Source organism: Streptomyces tubercidicus, from assembly GCF_027497495.1.
GTDB lineage: Bacteria > Actinomycetota > Actinomycetes > Streptomycetales > Streptomycetaceae > Streptomyces > Streptomyces tubercidicus.
Genome location: NZ_CP114205.1, coordinates 8236702 through 8261402 on the forward strand (window position 1 = coordinate 8236702; position 24701 = coordinate 8261402).

Here is a 24701-nt window from a genome sequence, read left to right on the forward strand (position 1 = left end):
TCCCCCTGGCGCTCAGCGGTAGATGTTGGCGAACGAAGACTGGATCTGACTCTCGTTCTCGACGTAGGCATCCGCGCTGCGCCGGAAGCTGTCGGAGGCGTAGTCCAGCCGGCCCGTCACTTCCTTCACGAGCGCTTCCCAGCGCACCTGCATGTCATCGATGCTCTTCACGAACGACCAGCCGGAAGCTGCCCTCCCCAGGTCCTCATTGGCATCCTCAGCGACCCCCCTGGTCTTGCGTATCGTCTCGGACGACACGTCGCAGGCCTCCGCCCTGCCACGCAGGAAGGAAGGCGAGACGCCGACATCGGGATCGGTGCCCCAAGGGGGCGGAAGGTTCGGCCCCGAGGGGGAGGGCGTGGGCTCTGGCGCCGAAGGTGGGCCGGGCGGGGAGGGCTGGGGGTCAGGGGCAGGAGTCGGGCCGGGCGTTGGGGACGGCGTCGGGCTGGAAGTCACGGAATAGGCAAGCCTCGGGTCAACAGGTTCGCTCATGACCGTCTCCTCAGGATGCTGCCGTAGCGCCTCGCCTCGGTACCGAGCACGAGGGTTCCGCGCAAAGCGACAGGTCGGCAAAGTATTCAGTTTAGCCACCTGGGAACCGAGCCCCGGAGCGAACAGGCCATCAAGGCCCCTCAAAGAAGGCCCGTTGCGCAATCACGCGTTGAACGAACGCGCTGCCCATGCTGCTGGCCCCGTGCGTCCGCTTCGTGCCGCCCGGTTTCTTCCAGAAGCCTGGCTTCGCCACCGCCCTCATGGAACAGATCACCACCTTCCAGGGAACGCCGAACGACGTCTCCGAAGCGGTCGCCGCCCGCGTCGCCCGCTCCCGTTTCCTGTACGAGGGCGGCCACCGCTATGTCGTGCTCATGGAGGAATCCGTCCTGCGCTATCGCACCGCCAACCCCGACGCGATGAAGGGGCAGCTGCGCCACCTCCTGGCCGTGATGCCCCTCGCGTCCGTCTCCCTCGGCATCATCCCGTTCACCGCGCAGCGCACCGTGTGGCCGCTGGAGGCGTTCTACCTCCACGACGACACCCAGTCCGTGGTGGAGACGCTGACGGCGAAGATCAAGGTGACGCAGCCGCGCGAGCTCGCTGACTATGCGAAGGCGTTCGCCGGCCTCGCGGAGATGGCCGTGTGCGGCGACGGGGCGCGCGCCCTCATCCGAGCCGCGATCGATGCCCTGGAGTGAACGTCCGCAATTCTCCGCAATTTTGTTGAGGAAGGTCCGGCCACCTCCGTAGCGTCGAACGTCACCGACGCACCCAGCAACGGAGGCGGTGCCCATGAGCGCACCCACACCCGCCCGACCCGCACCTCGAACCGCGCGACTACGAGCAGATCGTCCTCCGGCTGACGGGCCACGCCCGCGCGGTGGCCTCCGATGTCCGGCGCCACGCCGCCGCCCTGCCGAAGAACGACGGCCGCGGCGCCCTCGCCGAAATCGTCCTGTGCGAAGCCGCCGGACGCCTGTCCGTACCACTGGATGGCACCGTCCCCTGCGCCCAGAACCGCGCCCGGCTCGTGCGGGCCCTCTACACGCGGCTGCACCGCCTCACAGAAGTTGCGCCGGCCGCGCCGTATCCGGGAGGCCATCACACGGTCCCGTGACCGCAGGCACGAAATCAGCGCCCGCCGTGGGGTATCCCGCAGCGGGCGCTTTGAGCTGCCGCCCCAGCCTCAGACGGCGGCAGGCTCCAGCATTTCGAGGGCGTCAGCGACCTTCCTGGTTGCTGCCAGCTCCGTCGGGAGCCGGTCCAGGGCGCTGAGGTCGTCGCAGAGCTTGGGGCGTTCGCTACGAACGCGGCAGCCAGCCAGCAGAGTGGGGAGAAGCTCTGCCGCCGGGTTACTCGTTGGACAGGCATGACGATGTACGACACAGCTCCCCGGCCTGCCCCGAAAGCAGACGGAGACATCCCGACGCCACTGCTTTGCCTGAAGGAAGACGGTCACGATTAGCCGTTTTCAGCAGGTGGTGCGGTAGGGGAGGTCGGGCAGGTAGGAGTGCCACTCGTCTGGCGTCAGGCCGCTGCCGGCACGTCGGCAGAGGGTGCGTACGGCGGTCTGCGGAGCTGTGCTGTAGGTCTGGAGGGGTGTGTGTTCTCCTGCGACGCGCAGGGCTTTGCCGTCAGGGGTGAAGGCGAGGGCGAGGACCGGGTCACCGGGGGCGGTGGGGAGGGCGTCGCCGAGGGGATGGTTGGAGGTGGTGTCCCACAGTCGCACCGTGCCCTTGTCTCCGGCGGTCGCCAGAGTGTCTCCGTCTGGAGAGAAGGCGAGGGCGTTAATCCCTTGAGGGCTGCTTCCAGACGTTGCTCCGTCGGTGGCGGGTAGCTCGCCCAGGCGCTGGCGGGCTTTTCCGTCCCAGAGGGTGACACGGCCCTTCTCGTCACCGGCGGCCAGGAGGCGGCCGTCGCGGCCGAAGGCGACTGCTGTGGTGCCTTCGCCGGTGAGGCGCTGACGGACGATCCGGTGTGTACGCAGGTCGAGCAGTCGGCCGACCCCTTTCTCATCGCCTGATAGGACGACGAGCGAATGCCCGTCGGGATGCGCAGCTATGAGGGCACCGCTGATATTCCTCAGGGTTCGGATGGTGTGTCGGCGTGTGTCCCAGATTCTGAAGTTGTCCTTACCCAGCTCGGCAGTCAGGAGCAACTTGCCATTTGCAGAGAAAAGGGCATGGCCATCAGTTACTTGCAGGGCGCTGGGTACCTGTACTCGATCCTGCGTTCGCAGATCCCACACGTGCAGATACTCCCCTGAGGTGCTGGCGGCCAGGTAGGCCAGGCGGTTCCCGTCGGGCCGGAAGGCCAGCGCCGAATCCCAGCGGCTGCAGGCGTCCGGCATCAGTCCGTTCGTCGGCCGGCAAGGCACATCGGGAAGCTCTGCCGACAGCGTGCCGCTACCGGCGTTCAGCAGCTGAAACCGCGTCCTGTTCCGCTCAACGAGAGAAATCGCAAGCTTCCGCCCGTCATGGCTGAACTGCGCAGCGTCAGCGGGAGTAGCGCGCCATGCCGTGCTGGGTGGGTAGGAGATGCTGCGGACTGCACCTCCGCCCATATACCGGAGCACGTGGGCTTCGGTGTCGATCTGTAGCTCTGATACCTCCTCGTTGGGGATCGGGTAGCGCAGGACAGGGACGTCGGGCCGGCTGATGCGCCATAGCAGAATTTCGTCGGCATCTTGCCCCGCCAGGAGTTTGCCGTCCTTACTCAGGCGTACCTGAGTAAGGCCAGAGTGCTTGACCCGCCACCGTAAGCGGCCCGAGCCCAGGTCCCGCACGTCAGCTCCGTGGCCCTCATCGATCCTCAGCAGACCCCGCCCGTCTGGAGTGAACTCCACGGAATCCCAACCGCAACGGACCTTCTGAGCGGGCGACAGGGGCAACGTCACCGCGCGGTTTCCCACGATCTTCCAGACCGCGGGTGGGCGCCCGTAGGGGCAGGCCGCTAAGTACCGGCCGTTCGATGTGACCTCCCCCGGGTCACTAGTCCTGACGTCGGGAAGAGCCTGCCGGAACAAGAGGTGCCGATGCCGCCAGTCCCACAGCTGAACATCGACGTCCCCGGCCCACACCAATGTTCGACCGTTGCTACCGAACTCTGTTCGCCCGTTGCTACCGAACTCCTCCCCAGGCGGTGAAGGGAAGTCCCGAGTTTCCGTCTTGCTGCCAGCGGCGCTGTACACACGCGTGTGCGCACCAGTGATCAGTGCGGCTCGTCCGTCACGCGTAATGTCCCGCAAGAAGCCTCCCGCCAACTTAGCTTTCGAGGCTTTTAGGGGAGCCAACTCCTGGTGCGTGCGCACGTCAAAGCGGCGAATTCGGTCCTTGGCGAGGTAGACCAGTGTGCGTCCGTCGCCACTGAGATGCACATTGAGAGGGTCAACGTCGTCGGGGAGTGGCATGGCGTCCTGTTCTCGCTGGGAGAGGGCCGCCGCTAGGAGTGCGCTGTGGGTTTCGGGGGTGTGGGAGAGTTGCCAGGCGGCGAGGCTCAGGCGCATGGCACGTACCGGGTCGGTGGTGCGGAGGCTGGCGGCGACGGTGGCGATGCGGCGGGCTTCGGCCTGGGTGTGCTGCTGGTCGCTGTTCTGTTTCTGCTGCCAGGCGATGGTGCCCACCACCAGGGCCAGTGCGCATAGTGAGGCGAGGGCGGCGACGGCTCGGCGTGACCGGCGTGCCGCGCGGGCTGCGTGTGCGCGTTCTGTTTCGCGGGCGGCGAGTGCCGCGTTGAGGAAGGCGGTTTCAAGGGGGTTCAGTGTGTTGTGCTCTGGGCTTGTGAAGGTTTCTTGGGCGCGGGTGAGTCGGGTTCCGCGGTAGAGGGCGCTGGGGTCGCGGTCGAGTTTGTGCCATAGGAGAGTGTCGTGGGTGAGTTGTCGGTGCACGCGTAGGCGTTCGCGGTCTTGTTCGATCCATTGGCGGAGTCTGGGCCAGGCGGTGATGAGGGCTTCGTGGGTGAGGTCGATGGTGTCGTTGTCGAGGGTGATCAGTCGGGCGGAGGTCAGGTGTTCCAGTACTGCTGTGGTGTCGGCGGGGTTGTTGGTGTTGAGTTCGTTGCGGTTGATGGGGTGGCGGGTGTCTTGGGTGCCGTCGCCTGGGGTGATGAGGCGGAGTAGGGTGCGGCGGGCGAGGGTGGCTTGGGTGGGGGGTAGTTGGGTGTAGGTGTCTTCGGCGGTGCGGGCGATGGCGCCGTGCAGGCCGCCGGTTGCTTCGTAGATCTGGGTGGTCAGGGTGCGTCCTTGCCGGTGGCGCCAGGTTTCCATCAGGGCGTGGGACATGAGGGGGAGGCTGCCGGGTTCGCCGTTGATCTCTTCGATGATGCGGGCGGTCAGGTCCCGCTCGACGATCAGTCCGCGGGCTGCGGCCGGTCGGACGATGGCTGCCCTGAGCTGGTGGGTGTCCATGGGGCCGACCAGCAGTGTGGCGTCTTGTAGAGCAGCGGCGAGGGCTGTGTGGTCGGCGCAGCGGCCGAAGAAGTCGGCCCGCACGGCAAGGACCACGCGCAGTCGGCTGGCCTCGTGCCGTGCGGCCAGCAGATGATCGAGGAAAGCGCTGCGTTCCGCGTCGTCGGTGCAGAGGGTGAAGAGTTCTTCGAACTGGTCCACCAGTAGCCAGGTCTCTCCGGGTCCGGGAGCCGGCTGCAGGCGTTCGCCGTGCGTCATGGGGTGTAGGCCCGGGGTGAGGATCCGTACGGCGGCCGGTGTCTGGCCGTCGGCCTCGTCCGGGGCGCGCAGGCGGGGGATGAGTCCGGCCCGGAGCAGTGAGGACTTGCCGCTGCCCGAGGCGCCTACCAGTGCGCTGACACGGTGCCGACGGACTGCCTTGGCCAGCTGCGCCGTCAACTCGTCGCGGCCGAAGAACAGTTCCGCGTCGCCCGGTTCGAAGCGGGCCAGTCCGCGGTAGGGCGGATCTGCGTCGTCGTTTTGGGGTCGTGGCTGGCGGGTGAGGTCGGCGTCGGTCTGTTCCCAGCGGTGCTGCCACTCCTCGGTATCCCCGTGGCAGGCGCGCACATAGGCCAGCAGTACCGGCAGGGTCGGCAGGCGTTCGCCCGCGGCGGCTTGCGACAGTGTCGCCGCTGAGTAGCCGACGCGCCGTGCCATGGCCCGGTAGGCCGGCGTCCCCGCCTCCACTCGCAGCTTGCGTAACTCGTAGGCGAAGCGCGGGACCGGACCGTCCTGCGGATCGATCGGATTCTCCGGACGCCCCACTCGCCGCTCCCCCCGAATCCCTGCAAGCGTCCCTCCAGCCTATGGGCCAGGCCACCACGTCCACAACGGCATCCCGGACGCGGCGGGGCACCGGGCGAATTGATTAGCTGCAGTTCAGAGGGGCTGCCAAACAACTCTGCGGCGGGTGGACTTGCTGTTGTCGGCCGGTTGACCCACCCCGGGGGAGTGGGTCAACCGACCTGCTCGCACATCCTGCCGCCACGCCGGTGTGGCACACCGAGCCCGCCGGGCGAGCCCAGCGGCAGGCAACAGGACCATCCAAGGGGGAAGCCATGCCAAGCCGTGCCTCTGCACAGAAAGCGGAAGCCGTACGAGCTTTGTCCGGGAATCACACGGGCATCGACGATGCACCCGTACAGGGTGTCGAGGGCCCGGCGCGCCCCCTCGCGCCAGGAGACCCCGGCGGCATCTCGCACCTGACGCCCCGTGAGCGCCAAGTCCTCATTCTCATCGGGCAAGCCGCACCGAATCGGGCAATCAGTCGGCAGCTGGTCATCACTGAACGTACCGTCAAGGCGCATCTCGCCAACCTCATGGTGAAGGTCGGGGTCTCCACCCGCGTCGAAGCCGCGATCTTCGCCTATGTTCACCATCACGCCATCCGCCGACCGGCCGCCTGACGCAGAGCGGCCAGTAGTGATCGAGCCGGCGCCCCTCCCTTTTTCCGGGAAGGGGCGCTTGTGGCGCCGCCGAGGCCGGCACCTGGTGCGCGACGTAGGAAGAGGCCGCCGCTCGTGCCGGAGTCTTCCTGCGGGAGCGTGCCGCCGCCCACCCGTAGTGCCGTAGTGCTCCAGTGCGGTTTGGCCCGGCTCGTTACCGGGCCCGGGAAGGGAAACAGGCGCTCGACTTGTTCTTGTCTTCGGGCTCAGGTCGAGCGCCGGCAGGCTCAGGACGCCTGAGTGGCCGATAAGGGTTTGCTGCGTTGCTCCGCGGTCGGAAGACTTCCGCTCGTGCCCATGACTGCACGGGACCTGGCGCTGGAACGCTTCCGATGGATCGGTGGTCACGCGGATGTGTGGGCGGTCTTTCGGGATGCCAAAGCACTGGCCGTGATCGTCGCCGGTCTCGTTGAACCGTTCCGGGACGAGCGGATCACAGCGGTCTGTGGGATTGAGTCGCGGGGGTTCCTGCTGGGTGGTGCCGCGGCCGTTGAGTTCGGCGTCGGGTTTGTTCCTGTCCGGAAGGGCGAGGGCGTCTTCCCGGGAGACAAGGTCGCCCGTCAGTCGTCTCCCGATTGCCGGTGCCTTCGTCACACGCTGCGGCTCCAGCGTTCCTCGCTGGGGTCGGGAGACCGCGTGTTGTTGGTGGACGACTGGGTGGAGACCGGAAGCCAGGCGGCAGCTGTCCGGAGCATGGTCGAGGAGTGTGGGTCCACCTGGATGGGTTGCGGCGTCATCGTGGATCAGCTCACCGATGCGCCGAAGAGCGCTCTCGGCGCCGTTCGGGGCCTGCTGACCGCGTAAGATCTCCCACCGTGCGAATCCTGAGGTCAGCCTCTCGGCTTCGAACCGGCCTCGAACTTGAGGCACTTTTCGCAGTTCGCAGTTCGCAGTTCGCAGTTCGCAGTTCGGGGCATGGGGCGGCCTTCGTCTGATCCTGTGCTGCGACCAAGGTGCACGTGACCACGACGAAGGCGTGAGGGGAGTCTGCTGCCAGAAGCTGTCCGGAGGAAGCGTTCGCGGAAGCGTCAGGCTTCCGGGGAGGCTTCTGCGAGTGTCGACCTCTGGGCGTGACGAGTTGTTCGAGCCGGCGGACGCGGTGCTGTGCGGACGGTGCGGTGAAGTCCGCGGTGGACTTGACGCTGTTGCCCGAGCGTCGGCGTGGGCACGGAGCGATGTACGGCGGCTTGAACCACGGCCGGATTGACTTCGGCCGGCTGCGGACGGTCCTGGCCGGGCTGTCGCTGCCGCGTTTCGACGGCGGGTGCCTGGTCCTGGCGGTCGAGGTGTCGCTGTGGCTTCGCTCGGACGCGCCGTGCTCGGCTGACTGGCTCTTCTGCCACGTCTACGGCCGGGCGAAAAGGGTCTCGTAGTTCATTCCGGGCCGGCCTACTCTTTCGTCGCCGTGCTGGAGCCGGGGCCACGTCCTGGACCGCGATTTTGGACGCAGTGCGGCTCGGCCCTGCGGACGACGCGACCGCGATCCCGCCGATCAGCTGCGGGGTGTCGCCGAGCGGCTCTCGCCGCGGGCTCGTGGCAGGACGGGGACCCGCATATCGTGATCGTCAGCGACGCCGGCTGCGACGTCACCCGTCTGGCCTGGGTGCTGCGCGACCTGCCGGCCGAGCTGGTCGGCCGGGTCCGCTCCGACCGCGTCATGCGCCTGCCGGAGCCACCGAGGATGCACGGCGTCAACGGCCGGCCACCCAACACGGCCCGGAATTCCGCTTCACCGGTCCGGAGACACGGCCCGAGCCCGCGATCAGCACGGTCACGGATACCACCACTGACGGCAAGGCCGAGACCAGGCATGGGACCGGATCTACCCAAGGCTCACCCGTAGCTCGTCCTGGCTCGACCATGACGGTGAACTGCCGTTGACCGAGGGGACGTTGATGCGGTGGAAGGCCGAGCGTCTATCGAAGGACCGGGATGCCCCGCCGGATGGTTATGGTCCTCCAAGACCGGCGCAACCCCGGACGGCGTGGACCGTTTCTGGCAGGCATTTCTCCGCCGCTTCGATCTGGAGCACACCTTCCGCTTCGCGAAGCAGACCTGGGCTGGACCACTCCGAAACTCCGTACTCCCGAGGCGGCGGACCGCTGGGCCTGGATCCTGATCGTCGCTCACACCCGGCTCCGGCTCGCCCGGCCGCTCGCCGCGGACCTCCGCTGGCCGCGGACCTCCGCTGGCCGCGGACCTCCGCTGGCCGCGGACCTCCGCTGGCCGCGGACCTCCGCTGGCCCTGGGGGAAACCCGCCACCTCCGACCGGCTCACCCCGGCCGAGGCCGTCGGGGGTTCAGGAACATCCGCGCTCACCTCGCCTGCCCGACCGTGTTCCCAAACCCCGTGGCGCCGGGCCCGGCGGCCACCTGGCGCCAAGAACGAACGCCGGGCACCCCGCTACGACGTCGGCAAGACCGTCATACGCCCCGAGACTCTCAAAGCCATCGGCAAGCCGGAAGATCTTGGTAGACCAAGAACAGGCTCAGCAGCCGACCACGCGAAACGCTCGGCGGGGAAACCCCAGCCGAGCGTCTGCATGCAATGCCCGCTACCACACGTCGGTGATCATGTGTGGTCACGATCCCTGGAATCCGCCTGGCGCAGGGGGGACGCTGGTGTGTGTACGGGTGTCGGTCAGACGTTGGTGAGACGGTCAGACGTTGGTGAGACTGGCCTGGAAGGTGTTGCCCCAGCCACTCTGGACGCGCTGCCGCTTGATGATGTCGCTGCCGAAGCCGTCCACGCGCTCGGTGGCCCTCCAGGTGGTCGCGGCGAAGCCGCTGTGGCCCTCCAGGTTGGTCGGCTCGACCTTGCCGCCCGTGATGTTGATCGCCGCGTTGACGTTGGTGAGCTTCGAGCCGCCGCCGATGACCTTGCGGACCTTCCCGTGCTTCGACTCGTACGTCACCCACACCTGCGCGCTCGTCACGGGGATGCTGAAGACCTTCTCCGTCACCGTGAACGCGACCCTGACACTGGCCTTGCGACCCTGCTTGGTCTTGCGACCCTGCTTGGTCTTGCTGTTCTGCGTGGCGCGGACGAACTTCACGTCCTTGTTGTAGTTCGTCACCGCCCGCACGGTCTTGTTGCCGCCGGTGTGCCCGCGCATCTGGCCACCGAAAGCCTTGTAGACAGTGCGGGACTGCAGGTAGCCGAGGAACTTGACCTGCTTGGACTTCGGCAGCGCACGGAACGCCTTGAGGGTGGCGCGGGCCTCGGGGGTGCGCTGCTTGATCAGGTAGGCCACGTACGTGTGCGGGGTGAGCTTGTTCGTCTGCGCGGACGCTGACGAGCCCGCGGTTGGCGCCGCGCTGCTGGGGCCCATTGCGGAGGCGGCCGGGGCCAGGACGGCGACGGCGGCGGCGCCGGCGACGGCTGCTGTGCTGATCCGACGGAGTGCGGAACCATTGCTCATTGCTGTTTCCTTTCCAAGGGTTGGGGCTGTTTGATTTCAACCCTAGGAACGGCGAACGGGCAGCCGGTATTGGCCTTTGAGGCGTATCCCTTTTGGCCATGGCAACCGCTGTTGCATAATCCCCGGCCACCGACCCGACGACTGACTCCGGTCCGCTCCGTACGAGAGGGCGTGCCAACCGGCCTTTGAGATAAGCGGGTCGCACTCCTGATACGCGACTACCGGCTCCATCATGGCCGCCCGCGTCCTTGGTCAGGGCTGTGCCTGCCTCCTGTCCGCGATGCGCCACTGGGCGAGGCGTTCCAGACGGTCAAGCGCTCCGACCTGTTTACCAGGTCCTTGGCGGGCTGGTGTCCTGACGGCATGGTTCCTCGTTATGGTTGGCTTCCTGCATGGCAACGGTCATGCAGGAAGCTGCAGTTGCTTGATAGGGGGATCATGCAGACAGTTAAGAAGACGCGCGGCCAGATGGTGTCGGACAACATCTGGTTTTCGTTCGCGGCTTTCCTTTTCGTGTCCTTCCTCGGGTTCACGCTCGGGAAGGGGGAGGCGTGGGGGAAATTCGCGTGGGCCGCCTACTTCGCGGGTTGGGTGCCGCCGCTTGGCATGCTTGTCTGGCATGCCATCAGGAATAAGAAGATCAACGACGGAGCGTCAGTGATCTTTGGGATTCTCGCCGTGTTCGGGGTCGTTTGCTGGCTCAACCACAGTGACACTTTTCCGCTGTGAGACCTCGGACGCAGGGACATCGTCCATCCGGCCCATACCCGAAGGGCCAATAGCCTACAGTCAGCGCACAGCGTGATGATTCCTTCTGCCCGCCTAGAAACGCCAGGCGGGGAAAGGCCGTTCGTGCACCGCACGGCAGCGGCCTCACTCCATACAGCAGGGGGAACCTATGCGTAACAAACTCCGAGTAGCAGCAGCGACGGTCACGGCTGCCGTCGCCCTGGGCGTCGCCGCCCCGATGGCGTCGGCTGCCGAAGCCAACCGCGCTCCGGCTGTCTCCTCGGTGCAGACGACGGCGAACAGTGCCGCCGTTCGTAGCATCAGCATCGAAACGCTGCGGTCCGCCGCCGCGTCGACGGACGCTGTCGCCACGATCGACGCCAAGAGCGGCGTCCAGGCGAAGAAGGGTCGCGGCATTGCTTGGCAGATTGCCAAGCGGATCGCCGCCAAGTACGGCAAGGGCGCCATCAAGAAGATCGCCAAGAGTTGGAAGGGCTACCGCAAGTGGGTGAACGGACTCTCCAACTGGAACCCCCTCAAGTGGGCCATCAAGGCCGCTGGCGGTGAGGTGCAGTACCAGATCTACCTCGCTCTGCGGGACATCGCCTTCTAAGGGACCGTTCCGGTAGGGCTGCCCTCTTCTGGGGTTCATTAGTGGTGTACCTGTGGGGCGTCGGCTGCGGTCTGACGCCCCACATCGCACTGCGCCCACCGAAACGGGGAGCTTGACCTCCGGTCAGCAACACAAGCAAAACAGCAGCATCTGCCGAGGACCTGGCTGACGGGCGGGAGGGGGCAGGTCCTTGCCCTACGAGAGCGCCAATCGCCCTCGGTTCAACGTGGGGCGCCAGGACAAGGTGGCCGCCAGCCGCGGTGCACCCCGAGCTGCGGCAGCGACGGGTTCATGACCCGCGTCACGGAAACCTTGAGTTGAGCCGCACTACGCGGCCGTCGACATCAGCTCACGAGCCCAGGAATGAGTGGACAGGACCAGCAGGTATCCATCCGGATCCCGTACGCGCTTCGTCCCGGATCGTTGTGTGCCTGGTGACCCGGCTTCTAGGCTGGCGGGCACGTGCAGGCGATGCTGGGCCGCCACAGCCAATCAGCAATGTCGGTGGCGTTCTCTCCCGACGGCCGGACGGTGGCGAGCGGTGGCGCGGACCACACGGTGCGCTTGTGGGACGTGGCATCCCGAAAACCGCTCGCCGTGCTACGAGGACACCAGGAGACGGTGGACTCGGTGCGTTTCAGCTCGGACGGACGCACCGTGATCAGCGCCAGCGCCGACACACCGCGCGGCTCCGGGACGTCGCCTCCCGTCGCACCTCCGGCATCTTGAAAGGACACCACGGGGAGCTGCCGGACGCCGCGTTCAGCCCGACGGCAGGACCATCGGCACAGCGTCCCACGACGGCACGGCACGGCTGTGGGACAGCGCTTCGAGGACGTCCCTCGCCACCCTGACAAGTCACACCGGCTCGGTGAACGGCATCGCTTTGAGCCCTGACGGCCGAACCGTTGCCACCGTTGGGGCCGACCGTTGCATCCGCCTCTGGGACACCCGAACACACCGCCCGACAGCAGTCCTCAAGTTCCACACCAACGAAGTCCACTTCGTGGCGTTCAGCCCGGACGGACACACCCTCGCCACCACTGCAGCCGACCAGACCACCCGCCTGTGGGACCGACCCCGAGCGAGCCGCCACCGCCGCCGCCGCCGCCGCCGCTCGCGAAGCCGACGGATAACGACTGCACGGCCGCGCAACTGTCACGGCACGGTGAGGAGCGTCGCGCTCCGGCCGAGCGCGCCGGTGACCGCTGCCCACGGCCGCGCAGAGGCTTCGGGCCGCCAGGTGAAGGCCTGGCGGCCCGAAGCCCAGACGGGCTATTCCTGGTGTCCGCCCGCCAAGCCGGGCATCAGCTGCACGATTCCCCGTGGGCTGCCGTCGGTGTCCTTCGTTCCAAGGGCATCGAGGCGACCAGCGCCGAGCAGGCGGTTGGCCCGGGGACCAAGCTCAGCGGCGCCAGACCGTCTACGCCGGCATCAAGCCCAAGACCACCAATGCCTGGTCGGACTCGGTGTACCGCGGCCGCCCGCCGCCAGGCCGTAAGGCCGGGCGGCCAGGGCTTGACCTTTCACCGGCAACGGTCAGGGGCTGTTCCCATGGGATGAACCTCAAGAATTCAGCTCTTGATGAGGCGGCCTGCGAGACGGGCCGCCCGGTCGCCGGCGCCCCGTCGCGGTGCGCTGGTTGTTCACTGGCCAGGGCGGTTGTCGCGGCCTTCCTGAAAGTGAGCAGCCCTTCAAGGCTGACCTGTGCATTGCTCAGCTTGGGGAGCGGGACACACTGAAAGTTACTCATGGATAAAGTTGGCAGGTTGCGTCGGCTGAGCCGATATGACCTGCGAGTTTCTGAGATCTGCTCACTGTGAGCGTTGATTGCTCAGCGTTGCGGAGTCGCCGGTAGTGGCGGCCGAGGGCGCGCTGAGCGAGCTGTGGCTGCGCCCCTTCTCTGCGGTCGAGCCGATGGTTGGGTGAGTTGCGTGCGGCGATCATCGTCACCATCGTGCTGCGAGCCCGGACAGATCGAGCCGAGGAGGGACCGGGCCATGGTGGTCGCGTCTTTGGGCCGTCCGGGCGCCGCCGCTCGGACGGCTTGCGGCTGCCGACAGCCCAGGCCGGGCGATCACGCAGGTCTGGTCTGCTCATCCCGGGCTCTGGTCGGACAGGGCATCGGCTTCCAACCAGGCATCCAGAACACAGACATGGGCGGTGATGCCGTGCCCGGCCAGATCGGCTGCATGCTGACGGAGTTCTTGCCGGAGCCGGTCCAGGCTACGGCGGGCTGACTGCGTGCGTCGGCTGTCGCCGGTGTCCCAGGCGCTGCCGCCGAAGTAGACAGCCACATACACACCCGTCGTCCCCTGGGGGCCCTGCAGGTAGCGCAGGCCGAGCTGGTCCCGGATGGCAGTGACGACCTGTCTGTGCCAACTGCACTTCACCTCGCCAGGCACGGACAGCGCCTGGGCACCGGTGGTGTGGGCGACGGCCAGCAGGTCGGGGATATCGCCATCGGTTTCCGCCAGGCGCGGGTTGATCTCGACCTCCCGCAAGACGGCCGCCCGGTCCCGCAGCCGTCGCTCCAGCTCACGGGCCAGCCAGGTCGACATCTCGCGCTCTTCGGCGGGCACATAGCTGACCCAGTCGTTGTTCCGGCGCCGGCGATGCCAGAGCTGGGCGCGCAGCGCCCGGTCGGTACGCAGGTCGTCAGCGATGTCCCCCAGCGCCTCGGCGACCACGGCAGTGAACTGCTCCCGGGACCCGGTGATCCGGCGGGACGGTGAGGTGAGAACCTCTCGCACTTCCGCGGCGGTGAGTGGCAGCCATGCCTGGGCTCGCACGGTATCCCGCATCTGCACCGCGTCCGCCTGCAGCCACACGCTGCCGGTCTGCGCGGCGAGGTCGGCCGGGACGGCGGCGTTGACAGGGACGGCTGCGAGATGAGCGGGCCCGCAATGGTGGAGGCGAATTCGTCGACGGGGCTGCTGCGCACGAGGCGTCCGGGGCGGTCAGCTGTCGAGGAAGTGCCCGGTGCGCCCACAGGTACAGTCGTCCGCGCTGCGACAGGGCCAGAGCGGACCAGGCGTTGTTCGCGTTCGTGTGGCCTGGCCGATGATGTCTCGCGCGGGCAGGACGTCGTCCTCGAAAATCTTGATCAGGGCGTCGAACATGGGTGCAGTCATCTGGCACGCCGCCAGGCAGGCACCTGACGCCACCGCGGTGTCCCGGTCAGCGGAGGCATCCGTGCCGATGTCCGCGCAGACGGCAACGCTGCGTTGCAGCAGACCGAGGGCCGTCTCGGCCGTCTCTGCGGGCAGCGCTGCGGCGGCGATGCCGAGAAGCGCGGCCAGGGCGTGGGCCGGGGGTGCCCCTCGTTGAGGCAGTCCAGCGCCTGCGCACTGAGCTGCGGCAGTCGCATATGCCGTTGATGGAAGGCGACGACGGTGACGTCCGAGGTCATCGTCCGCGTGAGGAACGCGGTCGTGGCGCCCTCGTCGTGTGCGGCGGCCCGCTGGAGCGCCGAAGACAGCAGCGCGTAGCCGCCCGGCACCTTCCACAAACCGGGCAGCCACTGCAGCCAGTGCGCGGCCGGCACCCGATCGAGCAGGGTGAGGTCGCAGGCCTCGACCACCCGGCAGACGTCGGTGATCAGGTCGGCACCGGCCTCGTCCGCGGCGTCCGACCGGCACACAAAACGACAGGGCACGCTCGGCGACGATCTGTTGCTGGCTTCGGTCAGGGCCGGCCAAGCGGGAACAGGCCGTGCTCCGCCCGAAACGTCCGCCTCACGGTGCAGGGTGCGCATCAACGCGGCGAACTCCCTCTCGCCCAGGGCGTCTTCGGCGCTCCAGCGCTGGCCGTCGCCGCGCCCGGGCACCTGCCGCTGACGGGCGCGTTCGGCGCGCGCGGCGGGAGCGAAGCGCGCTCGTGGCTCGCAGCTATCGATGTGCCTTTCTTTGACCCGGGTTACTCATCCGGCTAGTGTCATAGCCGAATCAGATATCTGAGTCCGCCTGCTGGAGTGCGTGTGCTGCTGACAACAGGTCAGGCTGCTGAAGAACTTGGCTGTGCCGTGACCACGTTCCGCCGTCTCGTGCGTGCCGAATTGCTGCCGGGACTGTCACGCCGCGGCGTACGCGTCATGGCCCCCCTCGGGATGGTCCAAGCCCTCGGCGCACGGCACAGTGCCCCCCTGGAGCAGCTGGACGTCCGGGAGCTCGCCGTCTTGCGGGTGGACGTCGCTCAACGGGCCCACGATCCGGACCGTGACTGGATCGGTTTCGCAGCCTCCCTCACGCCTGAAGACCTTCTCAAGGCGCTGCGTGGCTGGTGGCGGTGCGACGCGGCGAGCGTCGCAGCTGGGAAAATCTTGCCGGTGACCCTTGCCGGGTATGTCGTCGCCGTCCTCACCGGACTATCCCGCTGGGAGAAGAACGAGCAGGGCCGACACGCTTTTCCCGATGCTGTCCTGGCCGGCTACATCACCGACCTCACCGGCCCCACGAAACACCTGACTGCTCCCGCAGCCCAGGACCGCGCCGTCGCAGACCTGCTGCTGGGCACCCGCCTTGCCTCTCACTCCGGCGGGGCGATCGCCTATGTCGCTGCAGGCAACGCCGTTAACTAACCCACTCCAAAAGGGATTGCGATGGACAGCAAGGCCTACACCGCCTCTCTCGCCGAACTGCGCACCCTGCGTGACGAGATCAAGAAGAAGCAGGCCGAGGTGGCAAAGCTCGAGACGGAACGGGCCCGCCGCGTTACCGCGCTGGCCGGGTACGAGAAAGCCAAGGCCGAGCGGATCGCGCCAGCGGCCGGCATGAGCCTCGCGGAAGTCGTCGCCATCGCCCCCATCCTGGCACCGGACAGTCTCACCACTCCCGCGCGGCCTGCGCCGGCTGCTCCCGACTCTGACGTCCACGCGCAACCTGTTGAGGAGCCTTGCGCCGCACAGACGCCTGAGCCGGCTCCGGGAGCAGCTGCTCCGCCCATGACCCGCGGCCCCCGAACACCGGCGCCCGCCGACGCAGTCCCGTCCACGCCGGCCCCAGTCGAGACCCCTCCTGCCACGGCCCACGCCGCCCCGGCCGCGAAGGCGCCCGCGGCCGCCCCACAGCCACCTCCGGCAAGCACGCCGTCCTCACTGGCTGCTGCCGGCGTGCCGCGGCCGCTGCCTTCTCTGCCGGAGGGGCCTGAGGGCGACCGCTGGGTCGGTCACACCGCCCATCTGGCCTCCACCCGGCCGAACTTCACCCAGCAGGCCCGCTCCACCGCTTTCCTCGACACCGCCACCGGCATGCTGGTCTACCGAGACCAGGCCACGCGCCTCGATCTTGGCAGCCGGTCGGCGGCCGACATCCTGCAGGCCGTCTTCCACACCATCCCCGAGGGCGTGGAGCGGATCTACCTCACCGCGGGCGACCCCTGGCACCGTGAGGCCGGGCGATACCCGTTCCTGCGTGACGCCGTCGCCGCCTGGCTGAACGCCCCCATCCCCGGGTGGCGCACCGACACCGGCCGCGGCAAGGACCGCATGGCCGGGCACTTCGTCCACGCCCGCCACCCCGTCGGCCGCTACCAGCGCGAAAGCGCAGACCAGCACGTCGAAATCCGGTCGGTGGGGGAGTGGTTCGACCCCGACGGAGCCGACCCCACCACCATCCGCGACGCCTTCGTCCTGCTGTGGAAGGCCCTACGATCCCACTGGCCCGACGCCGTCATCATGGGCTCCCCCTCCCAGACCGGCCGCGACCTGTGGACCCGCACCATCCCCGCCCGAGGCCAGTTCTCCGACGGCTACCCCGTCCTGTCCGAAGAACTGCGCGGCCTCCTGCACGCCACCGCCGGCCAGGGCCGCACCGAACTGATCACCCCACCCGACGTCCCCGACCAGCTGCCGTCCCTCGTCGAGTACGACCGCACCTTCGCCTACGCCAAGCACACCTGGAAATCCCCCGTCGGCACCCCCCGCCGCATCACCGCCGCCACCTTCGCCTCCTGGAGCGAGAAGGAGCAGACCAAGGCCCTCTTCGGCTGCGGCCACTGGCAGGTGCGCGTGACCGTCCCCGACGGCTGGAACCACGTCGGCATCCTGCCGGCCCCCGCCCCCGGCGAACGCGCCTGGCACTACCCCCGGACCCCCGGCACCACCTTCACCACCTGGGCCGGCGGCCCCGAGGTCTACACCGCCCTGTCCAACCCCCTGGCCTCGTGGAAGGTCGAAATCCTCGACGGCCTGCTGTGGGAAGACGGCAAGCCCCTGGATGACTGGTCCAGGAAACTCAAGGAAGCCTGGGCCTCTCTCTCAGCCCAAGCCGACCTCCACGGCGACCCCACCCACCGCCAGGCCGCCCACCTCGCCTCCCGCGCTGTGCGCTCCCTGCTCCTGTACGGCATCGGCTCCTTCGCCCAACGCCCCCGCACCGTCACCGGTACCACCCCCCGCACCGCCGAGCGCGACATCCCCGCCGACGCCGAAATCATCGGCTTCGACGACGACCACGTCACCTGGCAACGCCCCACCGGCTTCTCCCGCGACCCCAACGCCCACCCCGAATGGGCCGCCACCATCTGGTCCGGCGCCCGCGCCGCCCTGCTGTCCATGCGCATGCGCGACGACAACACCCACGTCGGCGCCCTCCACGCACCCCCCGGCACCGTCGTCGCCTTCCGCACCGACGCCGTCTACCTCACCGCACCCCAGAACTGGCCCTACCACGGCCAGCCCGGCGAATACCTCCACAAAGGCCACCTGACCGGACCCGTCCCCGCCCCCACCACCGAGGACGAACTGCTCGCCCTGCGCGACGCAGGACGCACCGCCCTCCACCGCACCCGCACCGGCGGTGACGCCTGATGCCACCCCAGCGCCGCACCCCTGAGTTGAACGAAGCAGCCCAGCTCTCCGACCAACTCCGCGCCGCCGGCTACACCAAACGGGACATCGCCCACATCATCAACCGCGACGCCTCCCTCGTCTCCCAGTTCTACACACGCCACAAGGGCGCCGCCTTCGTCCCCGCCCTCCGCCACGCCCTGGCCGCCGTCCACGCCGGCATCACCGACACAGCCGAACTCGCCGCTCTCGCAGCCCCCCACATCACCCGCCGCACCACCGCCGCCGGCACCCGCGCCCGCGTACGCACCAAAGCCGTCCTCATCACCCCCACCGGCACCGGAACCGGCCGCGCCGGAGCCCAAGCCATCGCCTCCGGCGCAGCCCGCCTACGCCCCCTGATCGCCGAAGCAGCCCGCCAAAGGCTGCGCCTCGCCTTCACGGTGCGTATGCCGAAGAGCGGGTTCACCCTGGCCTCCGGCAGCCGCGCGGACTCACCCGGCATCCGCCGCGACGTCGTCCAACGTGCCGACCACACCGAAGAACGCTCCTACGGATCCGCCACCACCGGAGGCTTCGACGCCACCGACTTCGCCCAACGCGTCGACGCAGCAGGCGGCGACGTGACCGCAGCCGTCCAGCACTGGCTCCTGGAGACCGGCCGCATCCACCCCGACGCCCACATCACCCACCTGGAGATCCGCACCTGGAGACCCCGCTGACACCCGCGCAAGCGAAGGGGCACGCCGGCCGGCCGCACGGATTGCCCGGTTCGGCACTGACCCGTGGTGCGTTTTGGCTACGGTGCCCACCACGGTCTCTGGGAAAGTACCCGCGGCTGAAACAGGGGGGGCTCATGCTGAGCGAGACGGACATCCTGCAAGCCGTGCGACAGCACATCGCCGAGCGTGGGGAAGCGTCGAAGGTGGGCTTGCCGGTTTCAGGAGAGATCACCTGGCACTCGCTCCTTGAGGGAACGGTCGTGCGGTGCATGGAGACCCGTACCGAGGACGAGCGTATTCACCGCGGCCGACTCGACCTCTCGGGCCGCCCGCAGTACGACAGGCTGAGGCGTCACCCCCTTGCCCCACCGCAGGATCTCTCCGTCGCGACGACACACAAGCTCGTGCAACGAGGGTCGGTAAAAGAGGAGTCCTGCCCTTGCGGCAACGGGAAAGTGACCTGCTCGCGTTGCCAGGGCCGAGGGGACCTGCCCTGTGCGGCGACCACTTCCTGCAGCGACTGCCGCGGCATCGACGCGTGCTTACGCTGCGACGGCACGGGCCACCGCATCCGGAAGGCTCCCGAAGAACACCGGCAGGCAGCGGACGAGCGGGCCACGTGCAAACAGTGCGGGGCGGCCGAGGCTGCATGCGCCACATGCCGAGGCCGCGGACACGCCATGTGCTCGACCTGCCGGGGCGGGGGGACACGAGAGTGTCCCAACTGCGATGGCGCAGGAACCGAGCCCCATAAGCGATGCGCGGGCACCGGCCACACCGTGACGTGGACCGAAGGCATCATCAACCGGCAGCCACGGACCGAGAAGATCAAGTGGCCCGAGTCGGGCCTGCCATACGTGGCGCGGCAGCACGCACGCGAGTACGGCGACTGGCGCAAGACCTTCCTCACCCACAAGGATTCTGTCCCTGACGGCCTCGAGGCCGATTTCAAGGCTCTGCTGAAGCCGCGCCTCAAGCCGCGTGACGGTGAGATCGCACGAGAGGCCGACGTGCGGTACCTGCCGCTGGCCCGGGTGGTTGTGCCCGAACACCGGCATCGGGTCTACTACGTTTACCCTGGCCCGACCTCGCTCCAGGTCTTCATCCTGCCCTCGCCGCAACGGACTTGGCAGATTGCCGCAACAGTCCTGGGAGCCTTGGCAGTCCTCTACCTGCTGTCGCGACTTCTGTCATAGAGCCGCGCTCACGAAGCGACCCGCACCTGTGGGGCACCACAGTCCGCCCTGGCTGCTCGGGTGCGTCTGCCGGCCTGAGCACATTCGAACACGCTCCTTTTTTCGCCATGTGAGTCCGCCTGCTCCACGACGGATGAGGCCCCGCTCTTGCAGCGGGACCGATGGTGGCCGGCGGAAGCCCTTCCTGCGCAACCCGCGCCCGCGGGGAAGAAGACGAGCGGCTGGATGATCGCCGGACTCATCGCAGGGTCTGGCTTCGGGGGCAGGTCTTCGGCTTCGGAGGCGAGGAAGCAGCCGGCCATCCGGTCTCGCCGCGGCCTGCGGCATCTCCGTCGGCCACGCGGTGATGGCCAGGCGTCGGCCGCGGCTGCGGAAGCCGCGCGGTACTGGCGAGCACATTGCGGCTGCTGTCATTGCCGTGGCGGCACTGACCTTGGTGGTGCAGACGGCTTTCGCCGCGCGCCGTGCAGTGGTCCGCGCATGGCCCCTTTGGGCGCCCTCACAGCTGGCGGCCTCGGGTACGGACTATGGCGCATTCTGCGCTCCACACGCACACAACGAACCCGCACCGCCATGCTTGCGCTGCTGCGGATCACGCTCGCCGAAGTCGACGCCATGAACGACCAGGAATCCGACATCGCGCTGCGTGATCTGCTCACCCGCGACGGCTGGTCGGCCCGCAAAGTCGGCCGTCAGGGCGACCAGGCCGCCGACGTCATCGGCGGCGGCCGGCAGCGAGGCCGCATTGTGCTGCAGGCCAAGCACACCAGGGTCGGCGGCAACGTCGGATCAGGGGTGCGGTGGCGCCGCCGAGGCGGCCCGGGCGGCGATGACGCGTATTGGTCACGTGACGGGGGTCACGCTTGACGGTGGAACTGGGGGCGGGGTTAACTCGCGCAGCTGTGAAGTTTCTGTGAATGAATATGAACTCAGGGTGGGGACTGTGAGTTTGGGGTGGGGGCACCGGATTCACGGTGCACGAAGAAGCATGACCAGACGCGGCATAGCCAGCGTCACCACCGCGGCGCTCCTGACGTCGCTTCCGGTGCTCGCGCTCGCGCCACCGCAAGCCACCGCAGCCGGCAAGACCTCGACCATGACGCAGTCCGCACTGCAGCGAGCCGGGGCGACCGGCGAGCCGGTGGAGGTCACGTCAGAGCGCACCGAGTACTCGCAGACCGTCGCTAATCCTGACGGAACGTTCACACTGACACAGTCCACGACGCCCCAGCGAGCAAAGGCACCTGACGGCTCGTGGCAGAACATCGACACCACACTGGTACGCCGCACCGACGGGACCGTAGGCCCGAAGTCCGCAGTGGTGAACCTGGACTTCTCCGGCGGCGGGCCCGGGGCAGGCATGCTGCAGTTAGGCACGGACGAGCAGTCCATGAAGTTCGGCTGGCCGGGCACGCTACCCACCCCGGCGCTGAACGGGGCAACCGCCACGTACGCCCATGTCCTCAAGGACGTTGACCTGCAGCTCACGGCAACCGCCGAGGGATACCGCGAGGTTCTCGTCGTCAAAACAGCCGAAGCTGCGCACAGCCCCGAGCTGGAAAACATCAAGCTCACCGCCTCCGCCAAGGGCCTCAGCGTCATCCCCGGTGCCGGCGGTGGCCTGCGCGCCGTCGACTCCGACGGCAACGCCGTCTTCACCGGACCAGCTGGTCAGATGTGGGACTCAGCAGGCGGCACACTGCCTCCCTCACCCAAGTCCAAAGCTGCCGAACAGCGAGGCGGGAAACCCTCACAGCCGACGGCCGCCGAGCAGCCAGGCACCGAAGGGGGCGACCCCACGCACCCGGGGGATGGGGCCGCCAGCGCCGAGCTGCCCGTCACCGTCACCGCAAGCGCTGTCTCCGTCGCACCGGACCTGGACCTGCTGCGCGGCAAGGACACCGTCTACCCCGTCTACATCGACCCGCCCGTCGGCCTCGGAGTGTCCGAGCGCACCAAACTCTCCTCCGACGGCGACAAGTTCTGGCAGTTCGACAAGCCCATGGGCGTCGGCAAGTGCGGCAACGCCGACGGCTACTACTGCGGCTCCGGTTACACCGACCGCATGTACTTCGAGTTCGCCCCGACCAAGCTCAGCGGCAAGTACGTTATCGACGCCACCTTCCGGGCCCACGAGACCTGGTCGTTCAACTGCACCCCGTACTGGGTCGACCTCAAGCGCACCGACAACATCTCCGAAGGCACCCGCTGGCCCGGACCCAAGACGCTCGACCACATGGGCGACCGCTACATCTCCGCCGGACGCGACAAGAACTGCTCACCCGCGCAGCCGGACACCTGGGTGGAGTTCAACGACAACCCCCAGGAGAGCGACGAAAACCTCGCCTCCACCGTCCGCTCTTTCGCCGACGGCAAGATCCACCGCCTGACGCTGATGCTGCGCGCAACGGACGAGAGCGAACCCCGGGCGTGGAAGCGCTTCGACGACAACGCCGAGCTCAAGGTCAACTACGTGCCCCGGCCAGGCCTGCCGACCTCCGTCGGCGCCATCCCCGCAACGGGCACCACCGCCTACTGCCGCACCTCCTCCTCCGACCCGCTGACCGTCACCACCGCCACCCCCACCGTCCAGGCACGCGTCCAAACGAAAGTGCAGCCCAAGAACGGCGAAGAAAAAGGCTCACTGCAGGCCGAGTTCTGGATGGAACGCAAGAACGGCAGCTCATGGGACAAGGTCTGGAGCGACTACAAACCCGACAAGGGCTGGGACCCTGACGGCACCCTGGAAAAAGCCGTCACAAGCCAGCGCGCCGACGGCGGCCTCTACCGCTTCAAGTCCCGCACCCAGTCCCACTGGTACTACGGATCCAAGTCCGGTGACCTGTTCTCCCCCTACTCCTCCTGGTGCTACCTGAAGATCGACACCAGCGCCCCCAAGGCGCCACAGATCACCAGCACCGGCCCGTATACCGAATGCACCACCAGCCTGTGCGAACCCAAGGGCGGTCCCGGCATCGCCGGCGCCTTCACCTTCAAGCCCCACAGCGGCGAATCCGGCGTCAAAGGCTACCGCTACCGCCTGCTGACCACGTCGAAGAAGGGCGCAAAGACCGTCAGCGGAGCCACCCCCGCCGTCAAGGACGTCACCCCGTCACTGCCCGGTACCCAGGTCCTCTCCGTCGAAGCCACCGACCTCGACGCCGACGGCCGCGTCCGCTACGGACCACCCAGCGAATACGTCTTCAAGGCCTCGCCCGCCGAAGGCAACACCGGCCGCTGGCACTTCGACGACGCCCCTCCCGGCTCGGCCATCACCACCGCCGCCGACAGAGCCACCGTGGGAACCCGCCACAACGCCACCCTCTACACCACCGGTGCCGGCTGGTCCACACTCGCCCGCCGCGGCGCCCACGACTACTCCCTGTGGATGGACAGCGCCGACCCGAACAAACAACACGGCTACGCGGCCACCAGCACACCAGCCCTCAACACCGGAGATTCGTTCACCGTCTCCGCCTGGGTCTACCTCACCGACACCACGGCGAACCACGTGGTGCTCACCGAACCGGGCGAACACGCCTCGGCCTTCACGCTGTACTACTCCGCCACCACCCGCAAGTGGGTGTTCAACCGCACCGACCAGGACAGCAAGACCGCCTCCTATATCCGCTCCCCGGCCGACAGCCCCAATCCCACAACGCGAGTCTGGACCCACCTGGCCGGCGTCTTCGACACCCAGCACGACGCCGACCCGAAGAACGACACCATCCAGCTCTTCGTCAACGGACGCCCCCAGGGCCAACCCGTCACCGCAAGCACCGTCAGCACCTACAAGCCGTGGACGGCCTCCGAAGGACTGCAGTTCGGCCGCAGCAAGGTCGCCGACCTCTACGGCGAGAACTGGCGCGGCCGCATCGACGAAGTTGCCCTGTGGCAGCGCCCGCTGAACGCCGACGAACTGCACCAGGAAGCTGCCCTTGAGCAGGACGGCGTCCCTGCCAATGAACTCGTCGGGCACTGGGACGCCGCCATCTCCCAGGGCGCAAGCGTCCGCGAAAGCCCCGAAGACCCCGACGACCCGAGCAGCACCGGCTTCCCCTACGGCCGCGGTCCGCTGAAATTCTCCGCCACGGGCGCCTCTTTGAAGGACGAGGACGGCCAGGACCAGTCCCTGGTCCTCAACGGCTCCACCGGCTACGCAACCGCCACCGGGCCCGTCGTCGACGAGACAGGATCCTTCACAGTCTCCGCCCGAGTCCGCCTGGACTCAGCCGGCCTCGCCAAACAACCCGTCGGCTACCGCGCCGCGGTCTTCTCCCAGGCCGCACCGGCAGGCAAGGAATCCTCCTGGGCCCTGTGGGTGGAGAAACCAGCAGCCGACACCTACCTGTGGAAGTTCGGCCGCACCGCCGTCGACGCCACCGGCAAAGTAACCGACACCGGCCTGGTCACCGCACAAGAACCCATCAGCCCCAAGGAACTCAACAGCTGGGTGGACCTCACCGGAGTCTTCGACGCCGCCGAGACCTTCACCGACGACGACGGCCAACAGCAGCTGGGCATGACCCATCTATACATCGGCCAGTTCCCACAGCAACCCGAAGGTGAAGCAGGCTTCGCCACCCCCCAGCAAGGCAGCGGAGACCTCACCGCAGGCAACGCCCGCCTGGCCGGCACCACCAGCCACTACCTCCCCGGGGCCTTGGCCGAACTGCGCGTGTGGACCGGCGCAATGACCGCAGATCAGGTCCGCTCCCAGGTGCTGGCAGCCCCTGACGACGCCTGAGCGGAGCAACAGCAGTCGGGACGGCAGCCGCGCAGCCGTCCCGACTGCCGCCGCAACACGCAGTCTCTCCACCTACCTCACGCTGCCCCGGCTTGCACCAC

19 protein-coding genes and 3 pseudogenes are annotated in these 24701 nt (G+C 68.0%); 17 read left to right on the forward strand and 5 right to left on the reverse strand.

Going from position 1 to position 24701, the window contains the following annotated elements; translation table 11 throughout:
• Positions 1-12: 12 nt before the first annotated feature.
• Positions 13-258: a hypothetical protein gene (locus STRTU_RS35680; RefSeq protein WP_159749581.1), complete on the reverse strand. Its 246-nt coding sequence runs from the start codon at positions 256-258 to the stop codon at positions 13-15.
• A 449-nt stretch (positions 259-707) separates the two neighbouring features.
• Here STRTU_RS35680 and STRTU_RS35685 point away from each other — a divergent pair.
• Positions 708-1193, forward strand: a pseudogene (locus STRTU_RS35685) (DUF5753 domain-containing protein); the annotation flags it as partial.
• Positions 1194-1309: 116 nt separating this feature from the next.
• Positions 1310-1612: pseudogene (locus STRTU_RS35690) on the forward strand (restriction endonuclease); the annotation flags it as partial.
• 354 nt (positions 1613-1966) lie between these two features.
• On the opposite strand, the gene STRTU_RS35695 reads toward STRTU_RS35690, so the two are convergent.
• Positions 1967-5704, reverse strand: a complete 3738-nt coding sequence (locus tag STRTU_RS35695; protein WP_269777435.1) for an nSTAND1 domain-containing NTPase — start codon at positions 5702-5704, stop codon at positions 1967-1969.
• Positions 5705-5997: 293 nt separating this feature from the next.
• Here STRTU_RS35695 and STRTU_RS35700 point away from each other — a divergent pair, with 293 nt between their 5' ends.
• From STRTU_RS35700 to STRTU_RS36280, 4 genes are all read left to right on the forward strand, one after another.
• Positions 5998-6345 carry a helix-turn-helix domain-containing protein gene (locus STRTU_RS35700; RefSeq protein WP_159749583.1) on the forward strand — a complete coding sequence of 116 codons (348 nt, stop codon included), beginning with the start codon at positions 5998-6000 and terminating at the stop codon, positions 6343-6345.
• Between the two features lie 336 nt (positions 6346-6681).
• Positions 6682-7188 carry a phosphoribosyltransferase family protein gene (locus STRTU_RS35705; protein WP_159749585.1) on the forward strand — a complete coding sequence of 169 codons (507 nt, stop codon included), beginning with the start codon at positions 6682-6684 and terminating at the stop codon, positions 7186-7188.
• 326 nt (positions 7189-7514) lie between these two features.
• A complete protein-coding gene (locus STRTU_RS35710; protein WP_269777436.1) occupies positions 7515-7757 on the forward strand; it encodes a transposase in 243 nt (80 codons plus the stop codon).
• Positions 7758-7789: 32 nt separating this feature from the next.
• A complete protein-coding gene (locus tag STRTU_RS36280) occupies positions 7790-8227 on the forward strand; it encodes a transposase (RefSeq protein WP_269777055.1) in 438 nt (145 codons plus the stop codon).
• A gap of 817 nt (positions 8228-9044) precedes the next feature.
• On the opposite strand, the gene STRTU_RS35720 is transcribed toward STRTU_RS36280, so the two are convergent.
• On the reverse strand, positions 9045-9806 hold the full coding sequence (locus STRTU_RS35720) for a hypothetical protein (protein WP_159749587.1): 762 nt from the start codon (positions 9804-9806) through the stop codon (positions 9045-9047).
• A 438-nt stretch (positions 9807-10244) separates the two neighbouring features.
• On the opposite strand from STRTU_RS35720, the gene STRTU_RS35725 reads away from it, so the two are divergent.
• The 5 genes and pseudogenes from STRTU_RS35725 to STRTU_RS36290 all read left to right on the forward strand — a co-directional run bounded on the left by STRTU_RS35725 (position 10245) and on the right by STRTU_RS36290 (position 12649).
• Positions 10245-10535 carry a hypothetical protein gene (locus tag STRTU_RS35725; protein WP_159749589.1) on the forward strand — a complete coding sequence of 97 codons (291 nt, stop codon included), beginning with the start codon at positions 10245-10247 and terminating at the stop codon, positions 10533-10535.
• 169 nt (positions 10536-10704) lie between these two features.
• Positions 10705-11148, forward strand: coding sequence for a hypothetical protein (locus STRTU_RS35730; RefSeq protein WP_159749591.1), 444 nt, complete (start codon positions 10705-10707; stop codon positions 11146-11148).
• Between the two features lie 471 nt (positions 11149-11619).
• Positions 11620-11877, forward strand: a complete 258-nt coding sequence (locus STRTU_RS35735; protein WP_159746630.1) for a WD40 repeat domain-containing protein — start codon at positions 11620-11622, stop codon at positions 11875-11877.
• Between the two features lie 37 nt (positions 11878-11914).
• Positions 11915-11968 (forward strand): annotated as a pseudogene (locus STRTU_RS36285) (hypothetical protein); the annotation flags it as partial.
• The gene (locus tag STRTU_RS36290; RefSeq protein ID WP_371873661.1) at positions 11963-12649 is read left to right on the forward strand and encodes a WD40 repeat domain-containing protein; all 687 of its coding nucleotides are present in this window, start codon (positions 11963-11965) and stop codon (positions 12647-12649) included. The pseudogene STRTU_RS36285 and the gene STRTU_RS36290, both read left to right, overlap by 6 nt.
• A gap of 595 nt (positions 12650-13244) precedes the next feature.
• Here STRTU_RS36290 and STRTU_RS35740 read toward each other — a convergent pair.
• Both STRTU_RS35740 and STRTU_RS35745 read right to left on the reverse strand, forming a co-directional pair.
• Positions 13245-13979 carry a hypothetical protein gene (locus STRTU_RS35740; RefSeq protein WP_159741863.1) on the reverse strand — a complete coding sequence of 245 codons (735 nt, stop codon included), beginning with the start codon at positions 13977-13979 and terminating at the stop codon, positions 13245-13247.
• A gap of 299 nt (positions 13980-14278) precedes the next feature.
• Complete coding sequence (locus STRTU_RS35745) at positions 14279-14806, reverse strand: hypothetical protein (protein ID WP_159741862.1); 528 nt, start codon at positions 14804-14806, stop codon at positions 14279-14281.
• A 321-nt stretch (positions 14807-15127) separates the two neighbouring features.
• On the opposite strand from STRTU_RS35745, the gene STRTU_RS35750 reads away from it, so the two are divergent.
• The 6 genes from STRTU_RS35750 (at position 15128) to STRTU_RS35775 (ending at position 24600) form a co-directional block, all read left to right on the forward strand.
• Entirely contained in the window at positions 15128-15727 is a 600-nt protein-coding gene (locus STRTU_RS35750) for a DNA-binding protein (RefSeq protein WP_159741861.1), read from the forward strand.
• Positions 15728-15748: 21 nt separating this feature from the next.
• Positions 15749-17956: a hypothetical protein gene (locus STRTU_RS35755; RefSeq protein WP_159741860.1), complete on the forward strand. Its 2208-nt coding sequence runs from the start codon at positions 15749-15751 to the stop codon at positions 17954-17956.
• A complete protein-coding gene (locus STRTU_RS35760) occupies positions 17956-18657 on the forward strand; it encodes a helix-turn-helix domain containing protein (RefSeq protein WP_159741859.1) in 702 nt (233 codons plus the stop codon). Before STRTU_RS35755 ends, STRTU_RS35760 begins: the two co-directional genes overlap by 1 nt.
• Positions 18658-19436: 779 nt before the next feature.
• A complete protein-coding gene (locus STRTU_RS35765; RefSeq protein WP_159741858.1) occupies positions 19437-19853 on the forward strand; it encodes a hypothetical protein in 417 nt (138 codons plus the stop codon).
• Between the two features lie 573 nt (positions 19854-20426).
• Complete coding sequence (locus STRTU_RS35770) at positions 20427-20720, forward strand: PDDEXK family nuclease (protein WP_246240068.1); 294 nt, start codon at positions 20427-20429, stop codon at positions 20718-20720.
• Positions 20721-20841: 121 nt separating this feature from the next.
• On the forward strand, positions 20842-24600 hold the full coding sequence (locus STRTU_RS35775) for a laminin G domain-containing protein (protein ID WP_246241473.1): 3759 nt from the start codon (positions 20842-20844) through the stop codon (positions 24598-24600).
• The last annotated feature ends 101 nt before the right edge of the window (positions 24601-24701 follow it).

Bases quoted from the DNA above. Each gene is read 5' to 3' on its own strand.
- STRTU_RS35720 (WP_159749587.1), bottom strand. From the start codon at position 9,806: ATGAGCAATGGTTCCGCACTCCGTCGGATCAGCACAGCAGCCGTCGCC.
- STRTU_RS35735 (WP_159746630.1), top strand. From the start codon at position 11,620: ATGCTGGGCCGCCACAGCCAATCAGCAATGTCGGTGGCGTTCTCTCCC.
- STRTU_RS35700 (WP_159749583.1), top strand. From the start codon at position 5,998: ATGCCAAGCCGTGCCTCTGCACAGAAAGCGGAAGCCGTACGAGCTTTG.
- STRTU_RS35775 (WP_246241473.1), top strand. From the start codon at position 20,842: ATGACCAGACGCGGCATAGCCAGCGTCACCACCGCGGCGCTCCTGACG.
- STRTU_RS35705 (WP_159749585.1), top strand. From the start codon at position 6,682: ATGACTGCACGGGACCTGGCGCTGGAACGCTTCCGATGGATCGGTGGT.
- STRTU_RS35770 (WP_246240068.1), top strand. From the start codon at position 20,427: ATGCTTGCGCTGCTGCGGATCACGCTCGCCGAAGTCGACGCCATGAAC.
- STRTU_RS35760 (WP_159741859.1), top strand. From the start codon at position 17,956: ATGCCACCCCAGCGCCGCACCCCTGAGTTGAACGAAGCAGCCCAGCTC.
- STRTU_RS35725 (WP_159749589.1), top strand. From the start codon at position 10,245: ATGCAGACAGTTAAGAAGACGCGCGGCCAGATGGTGTCGGACAACATC.
- STRTU_RS35755 (WP_159741860.1), top strand. From the start codon at position 15,749: ATGGACAGCAAGGCCTACACCGCCTCTCTCGCCGAACTGCGCACCCTG.
- STRTU_RS35730 (WP_159749591.1), top strand. From the start codon at position 10,705: ATGCGTAACAAACTCCGAGTAGCAGCAGCGACGGTCACGGCTGCCGTC.